Annotated in this window: 14 protein-coding genes; 3 read left to right on the forward strand and 11 right to left on the reverse strand. The window is 68.2% G+C overall.

Annotated elements, in window-relative coordinates; translation table 11 throughout:
• Nucleotides 1-22: 22 nt before the first annotated feature.
• From addA to AB4Z16_RS00315, 11 genes are all read right to left on the reverse strand, one after another.
• Nucleotides 23-3,505, reverse strand: a complete 3,483-nt coding sequence (addA, locus tag AB4Z16_RS00265; protein WP_441509321.1) for a double-strand break repair helicase AddA — start codon at nucleotides 3,503-3,505, stop codon at nucleotides 23-25.
• Nucleotides 3,502-6,609, reverse strand: coding sequence for a double-strand break repair protein AddB (gene addB / locus AB4Z16_RS00270; protein ID WP_441509322.1), 3,108 nt, complete (start codon nucleotides 6,607-6,609; stop codon nucleotides 3,502-3,504). The genes addA and addB overlap by 4 nt, the downstream gene beginning before the upstream one ends.
• Nucleotides 6,602-7,306, reverse strand: a complete 705-nt coding sequence (locus tag AB4Z16_RS00275) for a nucleotidyltransferase family protein (RefSeq protein ID WP_441510090.1) — start codon at nucleotides 7,304-7,306, stop codon at nucleotides 6,602-6,604. Before AB4Z16_RS00275 ends, addB begins: the two co-directional genes overlap by 8 nt.
• A 169-nt stretch (nucleotides 7,307-7,475) precedes the next feature.
• On the reverse strand, nucleotides 7,476-9,023 hold the full coding sequence (gene tsaE, locus AB4Z16_RS00280) for a tRNA (adenosine(37)-N6)-threonylcarbamoyltransferase complex ATPase subunit type 1 TsaE (RefSeq protein WP_441509323.1): 1,548 nt from the start codon (nucleotides 9,021-9,023) through the stop codon (nucleotides 7,476-7,478).
• Entirely contained in the window at nucleotides 9,020-11,437 is a 2,418-nt protein-coding gene (locus tag AB4Z16_RS00285; protein WP_441509324.1) for a sensor histidine kinase, read from the reverse strand. The genes tsaE and AB4Z16_RS00285 overlap by 4 nt, the downstream gene beginning before the upstream one ends.
• A 459-nt stretch (nucleotides 11,438-11,896) precedes the next feature.
• A complete protein-coding gene (gene ahcY, locus AB4Z16_RS00290) occupies nucleotides 11,897-13,291 on the reverse strand; it encodes an adenosylhomocysteinase (RefSeq protein WP_441509325.1) in 1,395 nt (464 codons plus the stop codon).
• Between the two features lie 259 nt (nucleotides 13,292-13,550).
• Entirely contained in the window at nucleotides 13,551-13,865 is a 315-nt protein-coding gene (locus tag AB4Z16_RS00295) for an HPr family phosphocarrier protein (protein ID WP_441509326.1), read from the reverse strand.
• 24 nt (nucleotides 13,866-13,889) lie between these two features.
• Nucleotides 13,890-14,291, reverse strand: coding sequence for a PTS sugar transporter subunit IIA (locus AB4Z16_RS00300; RefSeq protein WP_149131162.1), 402 nt, complete (start codon nucleotides 14,289-14,291; stop codon nucleotides 13,890-13,892).
• A gap of 109 nt (nucleotides 14,292-14,400) precedes the next feature.
• A complete protein-coding gene (locus AB4Z16_RS00305) occupies nucleotides 14,401-14,847 on the reverse strand; it encodes an HPr kinase/phosphorylase (protein ID WP_441509327.1) in 447 nt (148 codons plus the stop codon).
• Nucleotides 14,848-14,860: 13 nt separating this feature from the next.
• Nucleotides 14,861-16,660 carry a stimulus-sensing domain-containing protein gene (locus AB4Z16_RS00310; protein ID WP_441509328.1) on the reverse strand — a complete coding sequence of 600 codons (1,800 nt, stop codon included), beginning with the start codon at nucleotides 16,658-16,660 and terminating at the stop codon, nucleotides 14,861-14,863.
• Nucleotides 16,661-16,729: 69 nt separating this feature from the next.
• Nucleotides 16,730-17,431 (reverse strand): response regulator transcription factor, encoded by a 702-nt coding sequence (locus AB4Z16_RS00315; protein WP_441509329.1) that lies wholly within the window; start codon nucleotides 17,429-17,431, stop codon nucleotides 16,730-16,732.
• A 142-nt stretch (nucleotides 17,432-17,573) separates the two neighbouring features.
• On the opposite strand from AB4Z16_RS00315, the gene AB4Z16_RS00320 reads away from it, so the two are divergent.
• The 3 genes from AB4Z16_RS00320 (at nucleotide 17,574) to AB4Z16_RS00330 (ending at nucleotide 21,247) form a co-directional block, all read left to right on the forward strand.
• A complete protein-coding gene (locus tag AB4Z16_RS00320) occupies nucleotides 17,574-18,335 on the forward strand; it encodes a HugZ family pyridoxamine 5'-phosphate oxidase (protein ID WP_441509330.1) in 762 nt (253 codons plus the stop codon).
• A 254-nt stretch (nucleotides 18,336-18,589) separates the two neighbouring features.
• Nucleotides 18,590-20,200: a phosphoenolpyruvate carboxykinase gene (locus AB4Z16_RS00325; protein WP_441509331.1), complete on the forward strand. Its 1,611-nt coding sequence runs from the start codon at nucleotides 18,590-18,592 to the stop codon at nucleotides 20,198-20,200.
• Nucleotides 20,201-20,236: 36 nt separating this feature from the next.
• Nucleotides 20,237-21,247, forward strand: a complete 1,011-nt coding sequence (locus tag AB4Z16_RS00330) for an Lnb N-terminal periplasmic domain-containing protein (protein ID WP_441509332.1) — start codon at nucleotides 20,237-20,239, stop codon at nucleotides 21,245-21,247.
• The last annotated feature ends 127 nt before the right edge of the window (nucleotides 21,248-21,374 follow it).

The following is a 21,374-nucleotide window of genomic DNA, read 5'->3' on the forward strand; positions in this document are numbered from 1 at the left end:
TTCGGAGAAGCGCGGGAGTGCTCTAGGAGAGGCCGACGCTATCGTTCGCCGCCGTACCGGCCAAGGCGAGAAGCGCCGCGTCGAGTTGCGCGGCAGCAAGCTCGAAATGGGCGAGATTCGCGGTGTAGACGACCAGCGCCCGGATTGTCCGACCCGGATAGATCTCCCGCATCAGCGCGGCATAGGCCGCGAGCTGCGCCAGCGTCCCGGCCGAAATCGCATCGGCTCGCTCCGGCGGCCGGGCCGTCGTCTTGAAATCGGCGATGACGACGCTGTCGGCCGTGACGGCCAGGCGGTCGATCCGGCCCGATACCGCGCGCACCGCACCGTCCGGCAAGCGGATGGCGCCGGCAACGGGCACCTCGGCCAGCGCCCCTTCGGCGAAGAGTGCGGCAAGGGCGGGCTCATCCAGCAGAGCAAGCGCCTGGGCGACGATGCGGGCTCGCCGTTCCGGGGGCAGCGCGCCGCCGCGCGCCTGCGCCAGCGCCTCGGCCGCCCCGGCGCGACGCTCGACCGGCGCATCAGGCAGGAGCTGGAGCAGGAGATGCGCCAGCCGGCCGGCGGCAGCCGCCTCCGCGAGGAACGGGCCGTCGCCCGGCCGCTCCTCGCCATCGGCTGCCGAGAGGGCGCTCGACGGCTTCAACGGCGGCGCGGGCTCGGCCTCGCGCGCAACCGGCTTCGTCAGCCAGATGGGCGGCGCCAGGGTCGGCTCGCCTCCAGGAGCTTCGATCTCCTCGCCCATCGAAACAGGCGGCGTGACGGAGAAGCGCAAGACCGCCTCCTCGCCCTCGCCGATCTGGCGCAAGCCCGCCTCCGACTGGGCGAGCCCTTCCGCAATCATCGCGTACCAGCTTCCGGCCGGCGCCTCGCCCTTGGGCTGCGCGCCGCAGACGATCAGGCGATCCTCGGCGCGAGTCATGGCGACATAGAGCAGGCGGTGATGCTCCTCGACCATCTGCGCGACGACGATGGCCTTGGCCGCGGCGGTCGCCTGCGTGTCCTCGGCGCTCGCCGGTGGCCAGATCGGGACGAGGCCCGTGCGCAGCGCCGGCACGGCGAGGATCTTCGGCAGGCGCTTGGCGCCGGGCTCGACGCCGAGATCGGCGAGGATCACGATCTTCGCCTCGAGTCCCTTCGAGCCATGGACGGTCATGACACGGACCTCGCCGGCACTGGCCGAGAGGTCGCGCTTCACGTCGGCGGCGCTGCCGGTGACGTGCTGGAGGAAGCCGGCGAGCGAGGGGCCGTAGCGCCGCTCATGGTCGAGCGCGGCGTTGAGGAAGGCATCGAGCGCATCGCCCGCTTCAGCGCCGAGCCGGGCCAGAGCGAGATTGCGCCCGCCGCCGGGGCCGAGCAGCCCGGCGAAGAAGCGGAAAGGGCCGGAACGGCCGGCCTCGCGCGCCCAGCCGGCGAGCTTGGCTTCGGCAGCGGCATAACGCGGCTCGCTCGCCGCAGCTTCCTGCAGGGCAGCTCGGAGCGAACCCGTGCGGCCGGGCGCGAGCCGCAGCAGATCGTCGTCGTTCAGGTCGATCAGCGGCGTCTTCAAAGCGGTGGCGAGCGTCAGGTCGTCGTCCGGCAGCAACAGCGCCCGGCCGAGCACGACGAGATCCTCCACCGCCGGATGCTCGGCCAACGTCAGCCGGTCACGGCCGGTGACGGGCACGCCGGCATCCTTCAGCGCCTTGACGATCGCCTCGAAGAGAGCGCCGCGCTGGCGCAGCAGGATCATCACGTCGCCGGCGGCGAAGGGGTTGCCGCGGTCGTCGCGGCGGTCGCGATGCCAGCGCTGCAAGGTCCGTGCGATGCGTTCGGCGAGCTTTACCGTGCCGCCGCGCCGCTCCGGCGCATCGACCGGCGTGGTCCAGGCGTCCGGCGGCTCGCCGGTGTCGTTGGCAGCTACAGGCCAGATATCGACCGTTCCGGGCGCGCTGCGGCGCACCGTGTCGTGCATCTCCGGCCGTGCGGCGCCGTCGAAGACGAGACCGCGCGCATGGTCGGGCAAGGCGAAGACCGCATCCACCGCTTGCATGATATCCGGTGCCGAGCGGAAGGAGGTGTTGAGGCTGATCGCCTCGAAGGCGAGTTCCGCCTCCGCGACGCGCCGGCCGAGCGCACGGCGCTCCTCGCTGAAGGCGGCGGGCGCGGCACCCTGGAAACCATAGATCGACTGCTTCTCGTCGCCGACCACGAAGATCGTACGCGGCTTCGGCCTGAGGTCGCCGCCGCCGGTGAATTCCTCGGCGAGCTTGCGCAGGATCGCCCATTGCGCCTCGCCGGTGTCCTGCGCCTCGTCGAGCAGGATGTGGTCGATGCCGGCATCGAGCTTGTAGAGCACCCAGGCCGCCTCGACCCGCTCAAGCAGCGAGCGCGTCCGGGCGATCAGGTCGTCATAATCGAGCAGCGAGCGCAGGCTCTTCTGGCGCTGGTAGGAGGCAAGCATGCGCGTGACCAGCAAAGCGAGCGCCGCGCTGCGGTCGCGGATCGCGATAGCGTTGACCGCGTCCGCCGCCGTCAGCAGGCAGGCGGCGAGAGCCTCCAGCGTCGCCAGCACGGCGCCGTCGAATTCGGATTTGCCCTTGCCGCGGATGTTCGCATTGATCGTGCCGGCCTCGGTGATGAAACCGCGCCTACAGAAGGCAATGGGGTCGCCGTCGTCCTGCCCGGCAAGCAGGGCGCGCAGGTTCGCGGCGAGGTTCTGACGCGTCGCGCTGCCGGCCTGCAACGCCTCGATCAGCGCTTGCAAACCCGGCAAGGCGGCAAACTCGGCGCGGAACTGGCGCTTCACCGTGTCGGCATCGAGATCCGCGTCGATGCCGAGGAAGGCGGCGATGCCTGCTTTCATCACAGCAGGGTCGCGGGCACGGCCGTTCTCGTCACTGAACAGCGCGCGTTGGCGCAAAGCCTCCTGCACCATCGTCTCGAAGGAATCCTGCGCCGCGAGCTGCGCCAGCAGATCGAGCGCGCGGGCCTCCGCTCCGCCCGGATTCGCGGCGACCAAGGCCAGCAATTCGCGCCGCGCCTCGCGCAGCATCTCGGCCTGGGCGAGATCATCCGCCACCTCGAAGCGCGGCGGCACATTGGCCTCGAAGGGCGCGGCCTGCAGCACGCGGGTGCAGAAGGCGTGGATCGTCTCGATGCGCAGCCCGCCCGGCGTCTCCAGCGCCTCGGCGAAGAGACGGCGCGCCTTGGCGCGCTCCGCCGCAGCGGGAACACGACCGGTCAGATTGGTCAGCTCTCTCGCAAGGACGGCCTCATCCAGCGTCGCCCAGGTGCCGAGCGCCTTGAAGATGCGGTTCGCCATGTTGGCGGCGGCCGCCTTGGTATAGGTGATGCAGAGCATGCGGCTCGGCTGCACACCGTCGAGCAGGAGCCTGAGGACGCGGTTGACCAGCACATGGGTCTTGCCGGAGCCCGCATTGGCCGAGACCCAGGCCGAGAGGCCGGGATCGGCGGCCAGCGATTGGCGCTGGTTGGTCAGCGGCGGGACGATCCAGCCCGGCTTCACGCCTCGCCTCCTTCGTCGCCGCCGGGCGCAGCCGACCATTCCTTGACCCGGGCCAGGTGATCATAGGGGCTGGCGTAGCGGATGTAGTCCGGCGCGCGGCGGGAGACATAGGCCTCGCGGCCGGAGCGCAAGGCATCGACGTGCTTGAGCAGGTTCTCGAGATGGCGCGCCGCGACATCGGCCAGCGGCTCGCCGTCGAAATCGAGCGGCTTGTCCTTGGCCCAGCCCTTCGGGTCGTGGTGGAGCTTCATGTAGATGACAGCCTCGACCGGCGTCGGCCCCGCGAGCCCCTTGAAGCCGGAGCGCGCCGCGAGCTCGGCTTCCAAGGTCAATTGCGGTGCGAATCCTTTTTCGACCTGCGCCTTGCTCGGCGGCGCACCGGTCTTGAAATCGACGATGCGCAGCGCCGGCTCACGCGTCAGCTCGATGCGGTCGGCGCGGCCGCTGAGCCGGAATTCGCTGCCGTCGGCCAGCTTGAAACTCGCCCCGGTGAACAGCTCGACGCCGATGCGAGCGATAACGGGCCGCCGGCGCTCCTCCCAGCGGATGTAATGCCCGGCCGTCAGCAGGAAGCGCGGCCACCAGAAAGCGCGTACCTCCGGCACGTCGTCGAAGTCGCGGAACAGCCTGTCGCCGATGGCGATAAACTGTCCCAACGCGTCCGCCGGCAGTTGCTCGGGATAGGTCGCGGTGAAGCTCTCGACGATATCGTGCAGCAGCCGGCCACGATCCTGCGCGGTCGGATCCTCGATCAGCGCGTCGAGCGCATCGAGCTTCAGGATCTTGCGGGCGTGGATCTGGTAGGGGTCGCGATAGAGCGTCTCGACCTCGGTGACGCTGAGCGAGAGCGGCTGCAATGCGCGCGGCGGGCGCGGCGCCGGCCGCGCGACCGGCTTCGCGGCTGCGGGGGCGCTCAAGAGCGCAGCGAGTCCGCGCAGACGGTCCCCGTCCGTGCGCGCCCTGCTCCATGCCTCCTTCGGCGTCACCGCCTGCAAGCGCTGCCAGAAGCGCGAGGCGATGGTCTCGGCCTCGCCGACCTTGCGCGGCCGCGTCAGCGTGATCTCGCGCGCCATCAGCGCCTGAACGAAATCATGCGCGGTCTGGCCGATGCGGCGCTCCGGCGGCGACAAGCCGAGCTCGGCGCGCATCGGCCGGTTGATGAAGGAATCGGTCGTGGTCTGCGGCGGCCAGACCGTCTCGTTCAAGCCGCCGAGCACGACATGATCGGCTTCGAGCAGGCGTGCTTCGAGCAGTCCCCAGATCGCCACGCGCGGATGGCCCGGTGTCGCCCGCTTGACCGCTCGCTCGGCGAGCAGGCCGTCGAGAATCGCGACGAAATCCTGCGGCCGTCCGCCGGGCGGCATGACTTCCTTCGCCCCGTCGAGTTCGTCGAACAGCCCGGCCAGCGCCTCGCCGTCAGGGCCGACGAAAGCGAGCGGCGTGCCGGCCTCCGTCGCGCTGACAGCGGTGACGGCCGCCCGTGCGGCTACGGCGACAACGGCAAGCGAGGGCTCGCCGAGGAAAAGCGCTTCGAGCAGCGGCGCGCAGGCTGCTTCCAGCGCATGGAGCACGCTCGCCGCAGCGGCTGCATCCTCCCCCGTCAATCGTTTACGCGGGCCGGGAACGTGTCCGGCCTCGCGCAGCTCGTTCCACTGAGCGAGCGCGACATGCAGGCCCGCCAGCCCCCGGCCGACGGCATTGCCGCGCCAGCAGCCGATCTCCAGCGCCGCGGCGCCCCGCGTCAGGGCTTCCCGGCCCAAGCCCAGCCGGCAGAGCGGATGACCAAAGAGCGGGACGAGCGAGGCCGGCGTCATATGTCCCAAGGCCGCTTCAAGGATCAGCCGCAGCAGCGACCCGGCCGGCCATCGGCCGAGCGGCTGGCCGGCGGAATCATCGACCTCGACGCCCCAGCGCGCGAGTTCGACGGCGACGCGCTCGGCAAGGCCGCGATCCGGCGTGACCAGCGCGGCCCGCGCCTGCGGCCGCTCCAGCGTCTCGCGCAGTGCGATGGCGACAGCGAGCGCCTCCTCGCGCTCGTCGGCCGTCTCGACGATACGCAGTCCGGCGAAGCCTGCTTCCGCCTCGCCGGGCGCGAAGCGCTGGCCGAGGCTGGCCCAGAGTTCCGTCACCGAGGCCGGCAGCATCGCCTCGCGCAGCAGCTCCCCCCGTGCATGGCGTGCCGCGTCGGGCACAGCAAGTTCGCGGACATCGGCGCGCTCGGCTCGAAGCGTCTCCATCAGCTGATGCAGCGCCGCCTGCGGATGCGACGGGGCGGGTTCCTTGGCGATGGCGTTCCAGGCGCGCTCGTCCAGCCCGAGATCCAGGCCGGGCAGGATGACCGCCCCGCTTGGAAGCCGAGCGATGGCCGAGAGCAGCCGCGCCGTGGCCGGGACGGTGCCGGTCGAGCCTGCGGCGATGATCGGCCCCCTCGCCCCGCCCGCGAGCAAGCGCTCGCGCTCGGCTGCCAGCATGCGATTGCGAAACTCGGCCGGGTCGATCGCGCCTTGATCAGCAAGGATCTGCGGCCAGGCCTCGCCGAGGATGGCGAGGAAGCTGGCATTGAGCTGCCAGACCCTGTCGAAACGGGCGGCGTCGAGGCCGGCGAGCTTCTCGACCGGCACGCCTTCGGTCTGCATCTGGTCGAGCAGGGCGGCGAGATCGCCGGCGAGTCCATAGGCCTCCCCCAGCGTGGCCGGCACCAGCGACGGCTCGGAAGGGTCAAGCCTGAGATGGCTGCGGTTGGCGGTGCGACCCCAGGCGTCGACGAGCCGGGTCAGCAGCATGCGGCGCTGCAGCGGCTCGACCGGAGCGAGACGCTCGCCCGTCCAGGCACCGGAGCCGATCAGCGCCGTCTCGGCTTCGTCTACATCGCCGAGCGGAACGATGCGCGGCAGCAGCAGCGGCTTGCCGCCGAGCTTCTCGGCCAGGATCGCGGTGAAGGCGCGGGCAGCGCGACGGGTCGGCAGGTAAAGCGTCGCCCGTGCCATCGCGGCCGGATCGGCCGGGTCATGGACGGGCCCCAGCCGCCCATCCAGCATCGCCCCCGCAAGCACCTCGAGGAAGGGTGCGCCGGCGGGTATGCTGAACAGGTTGAGCTCAGGCATCGACCGGCTGTGCGGCGAAGGCAGCCTCGGCCGGCGCGATCGCCTCGGGCGTGCCGACATGCAGCCAGCGCCCCTCCAGCACCTCGCCGAACAGGCGGCCGCTGGCGATGGCGCGGTCGAAGAGCAGGTTCAGCGAGAACGGCCCCTCGGGCGTCTCGGCGAAGAGCTCCGGCTTCAGGATGGCGACGCCGGCATAGACCCAGGGTGCGCTCGCTGCCGCGCCGCGACGGGTCAGGCGGCCGTCCTCTCCGAGGAAGAAATCACCGGCGCCGTCGAAGCCGAGGCTGGTCTCGCGCTCGGCGAGCAAAAGCAGCATGTCCATCTGCCCGGGGTTCCAGGCTTCGGCCATCGCCTGCATGGCGGGCCGCCCGCTTTCGCGCCAGAGCGCATCGGAATTGACGTGGAAGAACGGCGCGGCGCCGAGCAGCGGCAGCGCCTTCTTCACGCCGCCGCCGGTCTCGAGCAACTCGGTGCGCTCGTCAGAGATGGCGATGCGCGGGGTGGTGCGTCCGGCAACATGCGCCTCGACCTGCCCGGCGAGATGATGGACGTTGACGACGGCCTCCTCGACGCCGGCATCCGCCAGCCGGTCGAGCATATGGTCCAGCATCGTCTTGCCGCCGACCTTCACCAGCGGCTTCGGCAGCGTGTCGGTGATGGGGCGCATGCGCTGCCCGAGCCCGGCCGCCAGCACCATCGCCCGGCGGATCGGCAGCGAAGCGGTTGAAGTCACGCGAATCTCCCGAAGCGGACGGATGGCCATCCATAGCGTGTCATGGTCGGGCTTGTCCCGACCATCCACGTCTTCAAGGCCGTGTTCGAAGCGCGGATGCTCGCCCCCGGGGCGAGCATGACGAAGAGCCCGTTCACTCCAACTCGAACAGCTTGGGCATATGGGCCTGATACCAGCCCTTCAGCTCTTCGAGGGCGGGGTGTTCGAGGTTGCGGCGCAGATAGGTCTCGATGCGCGGCAGATGCTTGAGGTAGTCCGGCTTGCCGTCGCGCTTGTCGAGCCTGGCGAAGATGCCCGCGATCTTGGTGTTGCGCTGCGCGCCGAGGATCGCATAGGCGCGAGCGAAACCGGCGAGGTCGAAGTCGGGCGCCTCAGTGCGCCGGGCTGCGCCATAGGCAGCCAGCAGCCTCAGTTCCAACGAGGCGGGAACATCGACGCGCGCATCCTGGCCGAGCGCCGCGAGATCATAGGCGGGGTGACCGAGCACCGCGTCCTGGAAATCGATAAGACCGAGCTTGGCGAGGCCCTCGCGCCGCTCCAGCCAGATCAGGTTCGGCGAATGAACGTCACGCAGCGTCCAGGTCGTGGGCTGGGCAAGGATTTCGTCGAAGAGCTTGTTCCAGATGCGGGCGAATTCAGCCTGCGTCACCGCCGGCAGGGTGACGCCGGCGATATGCGGGGCGTACCATTCGAGGATGAGCTCGGTTTCGATCGCCAGCGCCTGCCGGTCGTATTCCGGGATCGGATGGTCTCGCCCCTCGGCCACCGGCAGGATCGCCGGCAGGGTGTGACGGTGGAGGTCGGCGAGCAGCCTGGCGGCGGCTTCGTAGCGTTCGGCGATCGGCCGACGCTCGGCGTCGATCACGCCCTCGTTGCCGAGATCTTCGATGACGAGCAGGCCGGTGTTCAGATCCTCGGCGAAGATCTCGGGCGCGGAGTAGCCCAGCGAGCGCAGGCCGCGATCCATCGCGACGAAAGCGTCGACGTTCTCGGCGAGGTGAGCCAGTGTGCTGTAGGGCTTGCCGAGGCGGATCGGCGGGCCGTCGGGACGCGGCGGCGAGATCATCAGCACGGCGGTCTCGCCGGTTGGCTGCGTCAGCCGCTCATAGGCGCGCGTCGAGGCGTCGCCCAGCATGAAATCGCGGCGCGCGCCGCCCCAGCCGGAAGCGTCGAGCAGGCGGCGCGAGGCCACGGCGATGGCGAGCCGCTGCTTCCAGAGCACGCCGCCCGAGAGATCGGCAATGCGGCCGGTCTCCGGATTGTCGGGGTCGACGTCGAGCACGATGTCGAGCCTGCGACCTGCGGGCAGGCGCGTGCCGGCGCGGTCCGGCCACTCGACCAGCGTGATCAGCCGCTCGACATCCTCGATCAGGCCGATGTCGTCGAGCTCGTCCGGCGAGCGCACGCGGTAGAGGTCGGCGTGCAGCACGAGGCCGCGCCGGGTGTCGTAGCTCTGGACGAGGGTGAAGGTCGGGCTCGGCGCCTCCAGCGCGGGGTCGTCCGCGAGGTCGCGCAGGATGGCGCGCGCCAGCAGCGACTTGCCGGAGCCGAGATGGCCGGAAAGCGCGACGATGTCGCCCGGTTTCAGGATCGCGGCGATGTCGGCGGCGAGACGCAGCGTCGCCGCCTCATCCACCAGCACGAGCCGGTGCAGGCCGGCCTTGCGGGCTTCTTCCGTCATTCAGCAGCGTCCGACAGCGGCATGCCCTGAGCCGGGAAGATGGCCGTCACCTTCGTGCCACGGCCCGGCGCGGAGTCGATCTCGACATGGCCGCCGTGCAATTCGACGATGGACCGGACGATCGATAGCCCGAGGCCGACGCCACGATGGCTCGAACCGAGAGAATGGCTCTCGAAGCGCTCGAAGACCTTCTCCATGACCTCGGCCGGGATGCCGCGGCCCTGATCGGCCACGGTGATACGGATGTCGCTGCCCTGCCGCGTCGCGCTGACGGCGACGGCCTGGCCGGGCGAGGAGAAGCCGATCGCATTGGAGAGCAGGTTGAACAGCACCTGTCGCAAGCGCTTGCCATCCGCACGCAGCGGCCCGGTGCGCGGATCGATCTCGACCTTGAGCTCAAGCCTGCTGTCGGTCAGCCGGTCGTGCAGTCCGGCCGCGGCCTGGGCGATCGTATCGGCGACGTCGACATCCTGGATCTCCAGCGTCAGCGCACCGTTGTCGATGGTGGCGAGGTCGAGAATGTCGTTGATGATGGCGAGCAGCGCGCCCGAGGAGCGCACGATATGCGAGGCATAGTCGCGCTGCTTCTCATTGAGCGGGCCGACCGTTTCGGTGCCCAGCAGCTGGGCGAAACCGATGATGTTGGTCAGCGGCGAGCGCAGCTCGTAGGAGACGTGGTGGACGAAGTCCTCGCGCAGCCGCGAGACGCGCTCCAGCGCCTCGTTCTTCTCGGTCAGCGCCCGCTCGACATTCACGCTGGCGGTGACGTCGGCGAAGGAAATCAGCGTCGCGCCGTCCGGCAGCGGCGCGGCCGCCATGTCGAGCACGGTGCCATCGCGCCGCTCCATCCGGCTGCGATAATCCTCGCGCGCATCGCGCACGCCGGTGACTACGCTGTGCAACTCGCTCCAGACCTCGTCCTGCGGGAAGAGCGGCCGGCACAGCCGAATGACCTCGTCGATATGCGGGGTGCTGGCGGCGAGATCGCCGCCCTGGATGCGCCAGGACTGGGCGAAGGCGGGGTTGGAAAGCTTGAGCCGCCCGTCCGAGCCGAATACGGCAACGCCTTCGCGCAACGAGTCCAGCGTCTCGCGCTGGGTGCGGGAGAGCGCATTGAAGCGCGATTCGAGTGTGAAGCGCTCGGTGACGTCATCGTAGAGATAGGTCACGCCGCCCTGCGGATTGGGGCTGGCGACGACATGGATGGTGCGCCCGTCCGGCAGATACCACCAATCCTCGCTCGCGCGCGTCGCGGTGTAGGCAGCCTGGGCCGCCGCCTTCCAGCTGCGGTAGTCGCCGAGCTCGGGCAGGCGCCGCTCGGCCCGGAGCCGATCGAGGATTTCGCCGTCGGTCGGCAGACCGTCGAGGAAGCCGCCGTCCAGCGACCAGAGCGTGTCGAAGCCGGAGTTGCGGTAGACGAGGCGCTGCGAGCCGTCGAAGACCGCAACCGCCGTCTTCAGCCGGTCGAGCGTGCGGACATGGGCATCCATCTGGCGCTGAAGATCGGCCCGCACCGCTTCCAGCTCGCTCATATCCGTGGCGAACCCGGCAAAGCCCGTCGCAACCGGCAGCTCGACGATGTCCAAGGTCCGGCGCTGGCCCGCGACAACCGCCGGAGCCCGTGCCGTAAAGGGGCTGCCTTCGCGCCGCGCCCGCGTCGCCGCCTCGCGCTCGGCCCGGTCGAGCAGCTCGAGACCGCCCTTCACCGCGCTCGCCGCATCGCTGGCCTCGACAGCCCGCGCATAGGCGGCGTTGACCCATGTCAGGCGACCATCGGCGTCGCGCATCCAGGCCGGGTGCGGGAGCCCCGCGAGCAAATGGGCGAGCGCCGCGTGATCCGCCGTGACGCGCTCCAATTCGCCGCGCAGCGTCATGACCTGCGCCCGCTCGCCGGTAACCTCGCGGAAGCGGATGACGGCCCGGCCCGCCACGGGCCGTCCCTCGATATCGATGAAAGGTCCGGCCTTGCTGCGCAAAGTGACCGTAAAAGCCTCTCCGCGTTCCTTCAGCGCGTCGGTGGCGAGTTCCAGCCGCTTGGCGTCGGCAGGCGCCGCCCAGCTGCCATAGGCCAGTGCGAGCGCAGCTCCTGGAGCGCCGAGAAAGCCACTGTCACCCTCGAAGACCGGCTGCGCGTCCCGCCCGTTCCAGCTCACGACGACTTGCGGGTCAGCTCCCAGAAGGATCGAGAGTCGTTCCTGATGGCTGCGCGCGGCTTCGAGATCTGCCGCCAGCTTGGCTTCGCGCTTTTGCCAGCGGGCGCGCTCGCGGACATAGAGAAGCGAGGTCGTCGCGGCAAAGACCGTCAGTCCGGTGAGCGTCAGCGAAAGCGCGCCCGTGCTCATCATGTCGACCCGCATCGGCGCCAGCCAGTGATCCTGCGCAAAGGCGGGGGCGGAAGCGACCGAAGCGGTCAAGGCAGGCAGCAATGCGCGCGGAGTCCAGTCCCCAGCCCGCCTCTGTTGCCTCAACCGTCTCATCCTGCGCCCATCATCTCGCGGCGGCCGCAGCCGCCAAATCCGCCACACTCGTCGGAATCGGCTTAGAGAGCCGGCGGAAACCGCCGTCTCGAAGGCCGATGCACGCGCACCACCACGCCAATCACATCAGAGCTTTGATCCGTTCCGCGCCATGGCGGAAGCCCGAATCACCCCCACTGTAATCATCGGTGGAGTCCGTCAGGAAGTGCTTAATCGCCGGTAAATGGAGAGATTTTCGGGCAGCCCGGTTCACCGGGAGCAAAATATCAAGAAGTAGATTCAAAATCGGCTCGACCTACAATTTGTAGTATCGCGCTGCGTGATTCCATAATGGCACAGGGATAAAAAAAGGCCCGGCGGATGCCGGGCCTTCGAGAGACTGTGCGTTGGCGCGCGTCAGTAGCGGTAGTGCTCCGGCTTGAACGGGCCGGCCTGCGACACGCCGATGTATTTCGCCTGGGCGTCGTTGAGCTTCGTCAGCTTGGCGCCGACCTTGGCGAGGTGGAGCGCCGCGACCTTCTCGTCGAGATGCTTCGGCAGGGTGTAGACCTTGTTCTCGTACTTCGCGTGGTGGTTCCACAGCTCGATCTGGGCGAGCGTCTGGTTCGAGAACGAGCAGGACATCACGAAGGACGGGTGGCCCGTGGCGTTGCCGAGGTTCACCAGGCGGCCTTCCGACAGCAGGATGATGCGCTTGCCGTCGGGGAACTCGATCTCGTCGACCTGCGGCTTGACGTTGTCCCACTTGAAATTCTTCAGGCCGGCGACCTGGATCTCCGAGTCGAAGTGGCCGATGTTGCAGACGATGGCGCGGTGCTTCATCGCGCGCATGTGGTCGACGGTGATGACGTCGAGATTGCCGGTCGCGGTGCAGAAGATGTCGCCGCGCGGGGCCGCATCTTCCATGGTCACGACCTCGTAGCCTTCCATCGCCGCCTGCAGCGCGCAGATCGGGTCGACCTCGGTGACGAGCACGCGGCAGCCGGCCTGGCGCAGCGAAGCGGCCGAGCCCTTGCCGACGTCGCCATAGCCGGCGACGACTGCGACCTTGCCCGACATCATGACGTCGGTGCCGCGGCGGATGGCGTCGACCAGCGACTCGCGGCAGCCATAGAGGTTGTCGAATTTCGACTTGGTGACGCTGTCGTTGACGTTGATCGCCGGGAACGGCAGGCGGCTGGCCTTGGCGAGTTCATAGAGGCGGTGGACGCCGGTGGTGGTCTCCTCGGAGACGCCCTTGATCGCGGCGCGGGTCTTGGTGAACCAGCCCGGATTGGCCTTGAGCTGGCGCTTGATCAGCGCGAAGAAGATCGTCTCTTCCTCATTGCCGGGCTTGTCGAGGAACTCGGCCTTGCCGGCTTCCGCCTCGGCGCCGAGGATGATCAGCATGGTCAGGTCGCCGCCATCGTCGAGGATCATGTTCGGCGTGCCGCCATCGCCCCAGGTGGCGGTCTTCAGCACATACTCCCAGTACTCCTCGAGCGTCTCGCCCTTGATGGCGAAGACCGGGGTGCCGGTCGCGGCGATCGCGGCGGCGGCGTGGTCCTGGGTCGAGAAGATGTTGCAGGAGGACCAGCGGACGTCGGCGCCGAGTTCCTTCAGCGTCTCGATCAGCACCGCGGTCTGGATGGTCATGTGCAGGCAGCCGGCAATGCGCGCATCCTTGAGCGGCGCCTTGCCCTTGTGCTCGGCGCGGATCGCCATCAGGCCCGGCATCTCGTCCTGGGCCATGTTGATTTCCTTGCGGCCGTAATCCGCAAGCGCGATGTCCTTGACGATGTAATCCGACACGGGGAGCTCCAATCCTGGCACCTGAAACGTGCCGGCTCTCTAGCAGCGACCGAGGCGGAAGGCAATCAAAGATATAAAGATGTCTTTATGTGTCGCCCGAGCGCTCGCCCTTGTGGCGAGCATCCACGTCCTGAACACCGCATTCGGCCGGCAAGGACGTGGATGGCGGGGACGAGCTCGACCATGACGGGGCGGCCTTGGGAGCCACCTTCGCTTTCGCTCCCAACGACGGGAATGCCGACCTCGCCCGGTCGCCGGGTTACTCGCCCTCGCCGAACCTGTCGGCGATCAGGGCTGCCAGCGCATCGAGGGCGGGCTTGGCCTCTGCGCCCTTGGCGACGATGGTGATCGTCGAGCCGATGCCGGCGCCGAGCGTGAGCACGCCCATGATCGAGGTGGCGCCGACAGTCTCGCCGCAGCGGCTCACCGTGATGTCGGCATCGTAGCGGGCGGCGCATTGCACGAATTTCGCGGTGGCGCGGGCGTGCAGGCCCTTCTTGTTGACGATCTCGAACTCGCCGTGGAGAGCGCCGTCGGGAACCTGGATTTCGGGGCAGTCACAATTCTCGTCCAAGCCGCCCTCCCCGGTCGCGCGCGCTTACTTGCCGGCCAACACGCGGCTGGCGACGGTGATGTACTTCCGGCCTGCATCCTGCGCGCTGGTCACGGCCTCGTCGAGGGTCTTCTCCTCGCGGACGCTGGCGAGCTTGATCAGCATCGGCAGGTTGATGCCGGCGACGACGTCGACGCGGCCGGGCTCCATGACCGAAATAGCCAGGTTGGAGGGGGTCCCGCCGAACATGTCGGTCAGGATGATGACGCCATCGCCGTTCTCGACCTGCTCGACGGCAGCGATGATGTCGCGGCGGCGGCTTTCCATGTCGTCATCGGGAGCGATGGCGATCGTCGCCAGGTATGCCTGGGGGCCGACGACATGTTCCAGGGCGGCGCGGAATTCCGTCGCCAGATGCCCATGAGTCACAAGGACCAGTCCGATCATTCAATCCAGCACCGGAGAGCGCACATCGGCGCCCGGACAAGGTCGCGGTTTATGCGGCAGGTGCGAGACAATCGCAAGGTGTCAGCCGTTAAACTTGTCAAAATCGTGGTTACAAATCCGACTCTGTGAATAAGTCGAGGGCGGTCAGGACCTGCCCTTCGTCGCCGGCGCGACCGAAGATCCGCAGGCGCGGCAGATCCAACCCGGCAATGCGATCGACCAGTTCCTCGGGCTCAGGCATCCGGGCCGGCTCTTCGCCGATGAGGTCGACGAGCAGACGCACGACGGCGGCCCCGGTGAAGGGTTCGGGCGTGAGGCCGAGGCCGCGCCGTTCGATAATCCCTTCCAGCGGCGCGACCGGCCGCGCCAGCAGACGGCCCCCAGCCGCCGTCAAGGCGACGCGATCGTCGGCGACCAACCGCGCAAAGCGACCGGACCGCCCGGCGAGGCCGATGAGAGCCAGCGCGAGGGACGACTTGCCGCTGCCGGAGGCGCCGCGCAGGAGGATGCCTGCCTCGCCGATCGCGATCGCCGTGGCGTGGATGCGCTCGCCCATCTTCGCGTTCGTCTCAGCCGGCATGTGAATAGGCAGCCGGCAGGCAGACGATGAAGCGGGCGCCGATCCGGCAGGCTTCGCCATCCGGCCCGACCGGACCCAGCCGGTTCTCCGCCCGGATCGAGCCGCGATGCGCCTCGACGATCTGGCGGGAGATCGAGAGGCCAAGGCCCGAATTCTGGCCGAAGCCCTCATTGGGGCGGTCCGTGTAGAAGCGCTCGAAGATCCGCTCCAGCGCATGCGGCTCGATGCCCGGCCCCTCGTCCTCGACGGTGACGAGCACATCGTTGGCGATGCGCGAGAGCATGACGCGCACCGGCTTGTCCGGCGGCGAGAAGGAGCGGGCGTTGTCGATGAGGTTGACCATGACCTGGCCGAGCCGCGAATCGTGGCCGAGCACGAGGAAGGCATCATTGCCGGCGCGCTGGCTGCGACGGTCGGCCACCAGTTCGATCCTGGCCTGGCCCTCGCGGCGAGTCTCGTTCTGGATCGTCACCACGGCTTCCAGAACCCGTCCCATATCGACCGGCGCCGAGTCGTTGCGTGCGAGTTCGGCATCGAGGCGCGAGGCGTCAGAGATGTCCGAAATCAGGCGATCGAGACGGCGCACATCGTGCTGGATCACCGCGAGCAGACGCGAGCGCGAATCGTCGGTCTTGGCGCGCGGCAAGGTCTCGACGGCGCTGCGCAGCGATGTCAGCGGGTTCTTGAGCTCATGCGCGACGTCCGCGGCGAAGCTCTCGATCGCCTCGATGCGGCTGTAGAGAGCCTTGGTCATGTCGCGCAACGTGCCCGACAGATGGCCGATCTCGTCGTGCCGGCTGCTGAAATCCGGGATCTGCTCGCGCGATTTCACGCCCTTGCGCACGCGCTGCGCGGCATCGGCGAGCTTGCGGATCGGCTCGGCGATGGTGCCGGCGAGCAGGACCGAGAGCACGATCATCACGCCCGCCGCGATGGCGAAGACCTGGAAGATGGCGAAACGCTCGGCGGCGATGACGGCATCGATGTCGCCGCCCTGCGTCGAGAGCAGCAGCGCGCCCTTGACTGTGCGGAAGCGCTGCACTGGCACCGCGACGGAGACGATCGTTTGCCCGCGGGTGTTCACGCGCACCACGCTCGCCGGCGAGCCGGCCAGTGCGCGGGCGACCTCAGGGTAGGATTTGCCGTTGGCGTTCTCGAAATCGTCATAGGCCGGCACGTCGGCCTTCCCGAGCCGGTTGCGCAGCATGTTCCAGGTGCGCTCCAGCAGCGGCGGCTCGTCGGGCTCGCCGACGCGCGGCAGGTCGAGGCGCAACACGTCGCCGCGCGAATAGAGGCTGCGCGAGTCGAGTGTGAGCAGGCCGTCCTTGTCGTAGACCCGCGCGCGGGTCTTGGTCGGCGTGACCAGCCGGCGCAGCAGCGGCGCCACCTTTTCCGGGTTGATCGAGAAGTCGAGCGGATCCTCGGCGATGCCGGCGCTCTCGCCCGCCTGGAGCTGCAGAAGCTTGTCGGGATCGATGGTGATCGTGTCGATCTCGACCGTGGCCGAAGAGGCGATCGCGCCGGCGATGATCTCGCCTTGTGTCAGCAAGCTCTGCACGCGGGCCTCGATCAGGCCCTCGCGGAACTGGTTGAGGTAGAGGAAGCCCAGCAACAGCGCCACAAGGCCGCCGAGGTTGAGGACGAGGATGCGCCGCGTCAGGCTCGAGGCTGCGCGCGCCGAGATCGCGCGGCCCATCCGCCGCCAGACGAGGCCGACACGGCGGCGCAGCGCCCCGCGCCAGCCGGCGGCTGGCTTTGACGGCCGGGCCTGGTTGTCGACGGTTGCCATGGTTTGCGGCTGACTTCCCGCTCAGGAGACGATCGATGCGCCGGAGGCGGCGCGTCCCGCCTTCCTGCCTCAGACTTCCTTGAAACGATAGCCCACGCCGTAGAGCGTCTCGATCATATCGAACTCGGGATCGACCTGATTGAATTTCTTGCGCAGACGCTTGATGTGGCTGTCGATCGTGCGGTCGTCGACATAGACCTCGTCGTCATAGGCGGCGTCCATCAATGCGTTGCGGCTTTTCACCACACCGGGACGCTGCGCCAGCGACTGCAGGATCAGGAACTCGGTGACGGTGAGCGTCACCGGCTCGCCCTTCCAAGTGCAGGTGTGGCGCTCGGGGTCCATGCGCAGCAAGCCGCGCTCCAGCGCCTTGGCGTCCTCGGCGCGGGCAACCGTGGTGGTGTCCTTGGCACCGGCGCGGCGCAGGATCGCCTTGACGCGCTCGACCAGCAGCCGCTGCGAGAACGGCTTCCGGATGAAGTCGTCGGCGCCCATCTTGAGGCCGAACAGCTCGTCGATCTCCTCGTCCTTCGAGGTCAGGAAGATGACCGGCAGATCGGATTTCTGGCGCAGGCGGCGCAGCAGCTCCATGCCGTCCATGCGCGGCATCTTGATATCGAAGATCGCGAGATCCGGCGGGTTCTGCTTCAACCCGTCGAGAGCCGAGGCACCGTCCGTATAGGTCATGATGCGATAGCCCTCTGCTTCGAGAGCGATGGAAACCGACGTCAGGATGTTGCGGTCGTCATCGACCAGCGCAATCGTTGGCATAAGGCTTTCGTCTCTTGGTCTCGTTGCAATAAACGGGTTCCCCTCTCGCGGGAGAGAGGCCAAAGCGTGGCGGCAATCTAGCCGGGACGTGGCGATTTGCCTATGTCCCCGTATCACAAGCCTGAAATCGGAGAGAGGTTCCATGGCCAAGGACCCCAAAGACGTCATCCAGCCGATGGACGACGGCGTACGCGCGGAGGCCAAGGGATTGCTGCGCGGCGCCCGCTCGGCGGCTCTCGCCACGCTCCGGCCCGACGGCCACCCATCGGCCAGCCTGGTCGGGCTCGCCACCGACATCGACGGCACGCCGATCATCCTGGTCTCGGCTCTGGCCGCCCATACGGCGAACCTTATCGCCGATCCCCGCGCTTCCCTTTTGATCTCGCCCGGCGGCAAGGGCGATCCGCTCGCCCATGCGCGCATCACGCTCAAGGTCCGGGCCCGCAAGATCGAGCGCGAGAGCGAGGAAGGCCTGCGCATCCGCCGCCGCTATCTGGCACGCCAGCCGAAATCCGCGCTCTATGCCGATTTCCCCGATTTCAGCTTCTTCGCGCTGATGGTCGAGGGGGCCAGCCTCAATGGCGGCTTCGCCCGCGCCTTCGCGCCGACGCCGGCCGATCTGATGAGCGATCCCGCCCATGCCGCTGCGCTCGCCGATGTCGAGGAAGGGGCTGTGGAGCATATGAATGCCGACCATGCCGAGGCGATCGGGCTCTATGCAACCCGGCTTCTCGCTGCCAGGCCGGGGGGCTGGCGGGCGATCGGTCTCGACCCCGACGGGCTCGACATGACGCTCGGCAGCGCCGCGGTGCGCCTGCCCTTCCCTGCTTCCGTAGACGGTCCTGCGGCCCTGCGCCGGACCCTCGCCGAGCTCGCCGGAAAGGCGCGTGCGCAGGCCGCCTGACGCAGCCGGAAGACCAGATCGGCGCCTTGGCTCGGGAGGCACCGCCTACCGATTCACCACGCCGGCATTTCAATCGATTTAGCGAATTCTGGAAGTAGACCGGGCTTTTCCAATGCTTGAGCCCGGGCGATCATGGCCGTAAAGACCGGGCGTGGCCCAGTGCCTTGCCTAGACGCCCGGACCGTCGACCGGCCCGTGCGGATGTGTTTCGACAACAGGTTGCCCTGACAGGGACCGGCCTCCGGAGGAATTCAGTGGACAATATCGGTCAGTTCAACGCCGCCCATGGTGCCGAGGCCTTCGGCTTCCGCAAGCTCAAGGCCGTGCGCTGGAACCTGGAAGCGCCGCAGCTCTATGAAGAGTCGCTGCGCCGTGGCGAATCCCAGCTGGCGCGTGGTGGCGCGCTCTGCGCCGATACGGGCACCCACACCGGCCGCTCGCCCAAGGACAAGTTCACGGTGCGCGACGCGTTGACCGAGAATACGGTCTGGTGGGACAACAACCAGGCGATGTCGCCTGAGCATTTCGAGACGCTGCTCGGCGACTTCCTGGCCCATGCCGAAGGCAAGGAGCTCTTCGCGCAGGATCTCTATGGCGGCGCCGACCCGGTTCACCGCGTCCGCGCCCGCGTCTACACCGAGATGGCCTGGCACTCGCTGTTCATCCGCAACCTGCTGATCCGCCCGCCGCGCGACGAGATCGACGGCTATGCGCCGGAGATGACGATCGTCGACCTGCCGAGCTTCAAGGCCGATCCGAAGCGCCATGGCTGCCGCAGCGAGACTGTCGTCGCCATCGACTTCACCCGCAAGATCGTGCTGATCGGCGGCTCGGCCTATGCCGGCGAGATGAAGAAATCGGTCTTCACCTATCTGAACTACGTTTTGCCGACCAAGGGCGTCGTGCCGATGCACTGCTCGGCCAATGTCGGCGCGAAGGACGATTCCGCGATCTTCTTCGGCCTCTCCGGCACCGGCAAGACGACCCTCTCGGCCGATCCCGACCGCACCCTGATCGGCGACGACGAGCATGGCTGGTCGAAGGAAGGCATCTTCAACTTCGAGGGCGGCTGCTACGCCAAGACGATCCGCCTCTCGGCCGAGGCCGAGCCGATGATCCACGCGGCATCGCTGCGCTTCGGCACTGTTCTCGAGAACATCGTCATGGACCCGCTGACGCGCGAGGTCGATTTCGACGACCAGTCGAAGACCGAGAACACCCGCTCGGCCTATCCGCTCGACTTCATCCCCAACGCCTCGCGCACCGGCCGCGCCGGCATCCCCAAGAACATCGTCATGCTGACGGCGGACGCCTTCGGCGTGATGCCGCCGATCGCCAAGCTGACCCCGGCAGAGGCGATGTACCACTTCCTTTCCGGCTACACCGCCAAGGTCGCCGGCACGGAGCGCGGCCTCACCGGCGTCGAGCCGGAATTCTCGACCTGCTTCGGCTCGCCCTTCCTGCCGCGCCACCCGTCGGAATACGCCAATCTGCTGCGCGACTTCATCGCCAAGCACCATGTCGATTGCTGGCTGGTGAACACCGGCTGGACCGGCGGCAAATACGGCACCGGCCGGCGCATGCCGATCCGCGTCACCCGCCGCCTGCTCTCGGCAGCGCTCGACGGTTCGCTCAACCGCGCCGATTTCCGCCGCGACCCCTATTTCGGCTTCGCGGTGCCGAGCTCGGTGCCCGGCGTCGAGCCGCACATCCTCTATCCGGTGAAGACCTGGGCCGACAAAGCCGCCTTCGCCGAGACAGCGAATGATCTCGTCGGCATGTTCGCCAAGAACTTCGCCAAGTTCGAGGCCCATGTCGACGACGCCGTGAAGGCGGCCGCCCCGACGAACTCGCTCGCGGCCTGACGCCAAGCCATCCGGCATGTGTTACGAGAGGCGGCCATGGGCCGCCTCTTTTCGATTGTGCTGAAGCTTCTCCTGACCCTCGTCATTCTCGGTGCCGCAACCTGGGGCACGGGCTTCCTGCTGTTCCGGCTCACGGGCGCGATCGCGATCGTCGGCGCGATCGGCTTCGGCATCGCCGCATTGGCCGGCCTCATCGGCGTCTGGACGAGCGATACGCGCCTGCCGCTCGGCTTTGCCATGGTCTTTGTTGGCCTGCTCTCCTGGTGGAGCAGCTTCCAGCCCTCGCATGATCGCGACTGGATTCCCGAGCTCGCCCGTCTTCCGACGATCGCACGCGAGGGCGACGTGCTGACCGTCTCCAACCTGCGCCATTTCCGCTGGCGCACGGAGGAGGACTACGACCGGCGCTGGGAGACGCGCCGCTACAACCTCGCTGCGATCAGCGGCGCCGACATCTTCCTCTCCTATTGGTCGGGCGAGGCGATCGCGCATCTCCTGGTCAGCTTCACCTTCTCGGATTCCGTGCCACTGACCTTCTCGATCGAGGTCCGGCGCGAAAAGGGCGAGGAATGGTCGGCGCTGGCCGGCTTCTTCCGCAGCTACGAGATGGCCTATGTCGCCGCGGACGAGCGCGACATCGTAGGTCTGCGCACCCATGCGCGGCATGAGGATGCCAGGCTCTTCCGCCTCAGCGCCTCCGCCAGCCAGGCGCGCGACCTGCTGCTCGCCTATATCGCCGATATCAACGACCTTGCCGCCAGGCCGCGCTGGTACAACACCCTGACGACCAATTGCACGACCGTGGTCTACCACCTCGTCGGCAGCGTCGCGCCCGGCTGGAAGTTCTCGCTGCCGCTCGACCCCCGTGTGCTGCTCTCCGGCTATCTGCCGGGCTATCTGCAGCAGATCGGCGCGATCCGGCAGGATATCCCGCTGGCCGAACTGGTCCGGCTCGCCCGCATCGGCGACCACGCTCGCACGCTCTCGCTCGACGACCCGGATTTCTCCGCGAAGATCAGGGAAGGCGTTCCGACGGGGCGGCCGTGAGGCACCGTGCCGTCATGGCCGGGCACGGGGCCGCGGGCCGGCCTAGCCCCCCGCCACAAAGCTCGCAACGTCTTGCTCGCCCTTGTGGCGAGCATCCCCGTCTTGAACACCGCTCTGTATCGACGAG

This window comes from Allobosea sp. TAF32, from assembly GCF_052113585.1.
Lineage (GTDB): Bacteria > Pseudomonadota > Alphaproteobacteria > Rhizobiales > Beijerinckiaceae > Allobosea.

Bases quoted from the DNA above. Each gene is read 5' to 3' on its own strand.
- addB (WP_441509322.1), bottom strand. From the start codon at position 6,609: ATGCCTGAGCTCAACCTGTTCAGCATACCCGCCGGCGCACCCTTCCTC.
- tsaE (WP_441509323.1), bottom strand. From the start codon at position 9,023: ATGACGGAAGAAGCCCGCAAGGCCGGCCTGCACCGGCTCGTGCTGGTG.
- AB4Z16_RS00315 (WP_441509329.1), bottom strand. From the start codon at position 17,431: ATGCCAACGATTGCGCTGGTCGATGACGACCGCAACATCCTGACGTCG.
- AB4Z16_RS00275 (WP_441510090.1), bottom strand. From the start codon at position 7,306: ATGGTGCTGGCGGCCGGGCTCGGGCAGCGCATGCGCCCCATCACCGAC.
- AB4Z16_RS00300 (WP_149131162.1), bottom strand. From the start codon at position 14,291: ATGATCGGACTGGTCCTTGTGACTCATGGGCATCTGGCGACGGAATTC.
- AB4Z16_RS00330 (WP_441509332.1), top strand. From the start codon at position 20,237: ATGGGCCGCCTCTTTTCGATTGTGCTGAAGCTTCTCCTGACCCTCGTC.
- AB4Z16_RS00310 (WP_441509328.1), bottom strand. From the start codon at position 16,660: ATGGCAACCGTCGACAACCAGGCCCGGCCGTCAAAGCCAGCCGCCGGC.
- AB4Z16_RS00320 (WP_441509330.1), top strand. From the start codon at position 17,574: ATGGCCAAGGACCCCAAAGACGTCATCCAGCCGATGGACGACGGCGTA.
- AB4Z16_RS00305 (WP_441509327.1), bottom strand. From the start codon at position 14,847: ATGGGCGAGCGCATCCACGCCACGGCGATCGCGATCGGCGAGGCAGGC.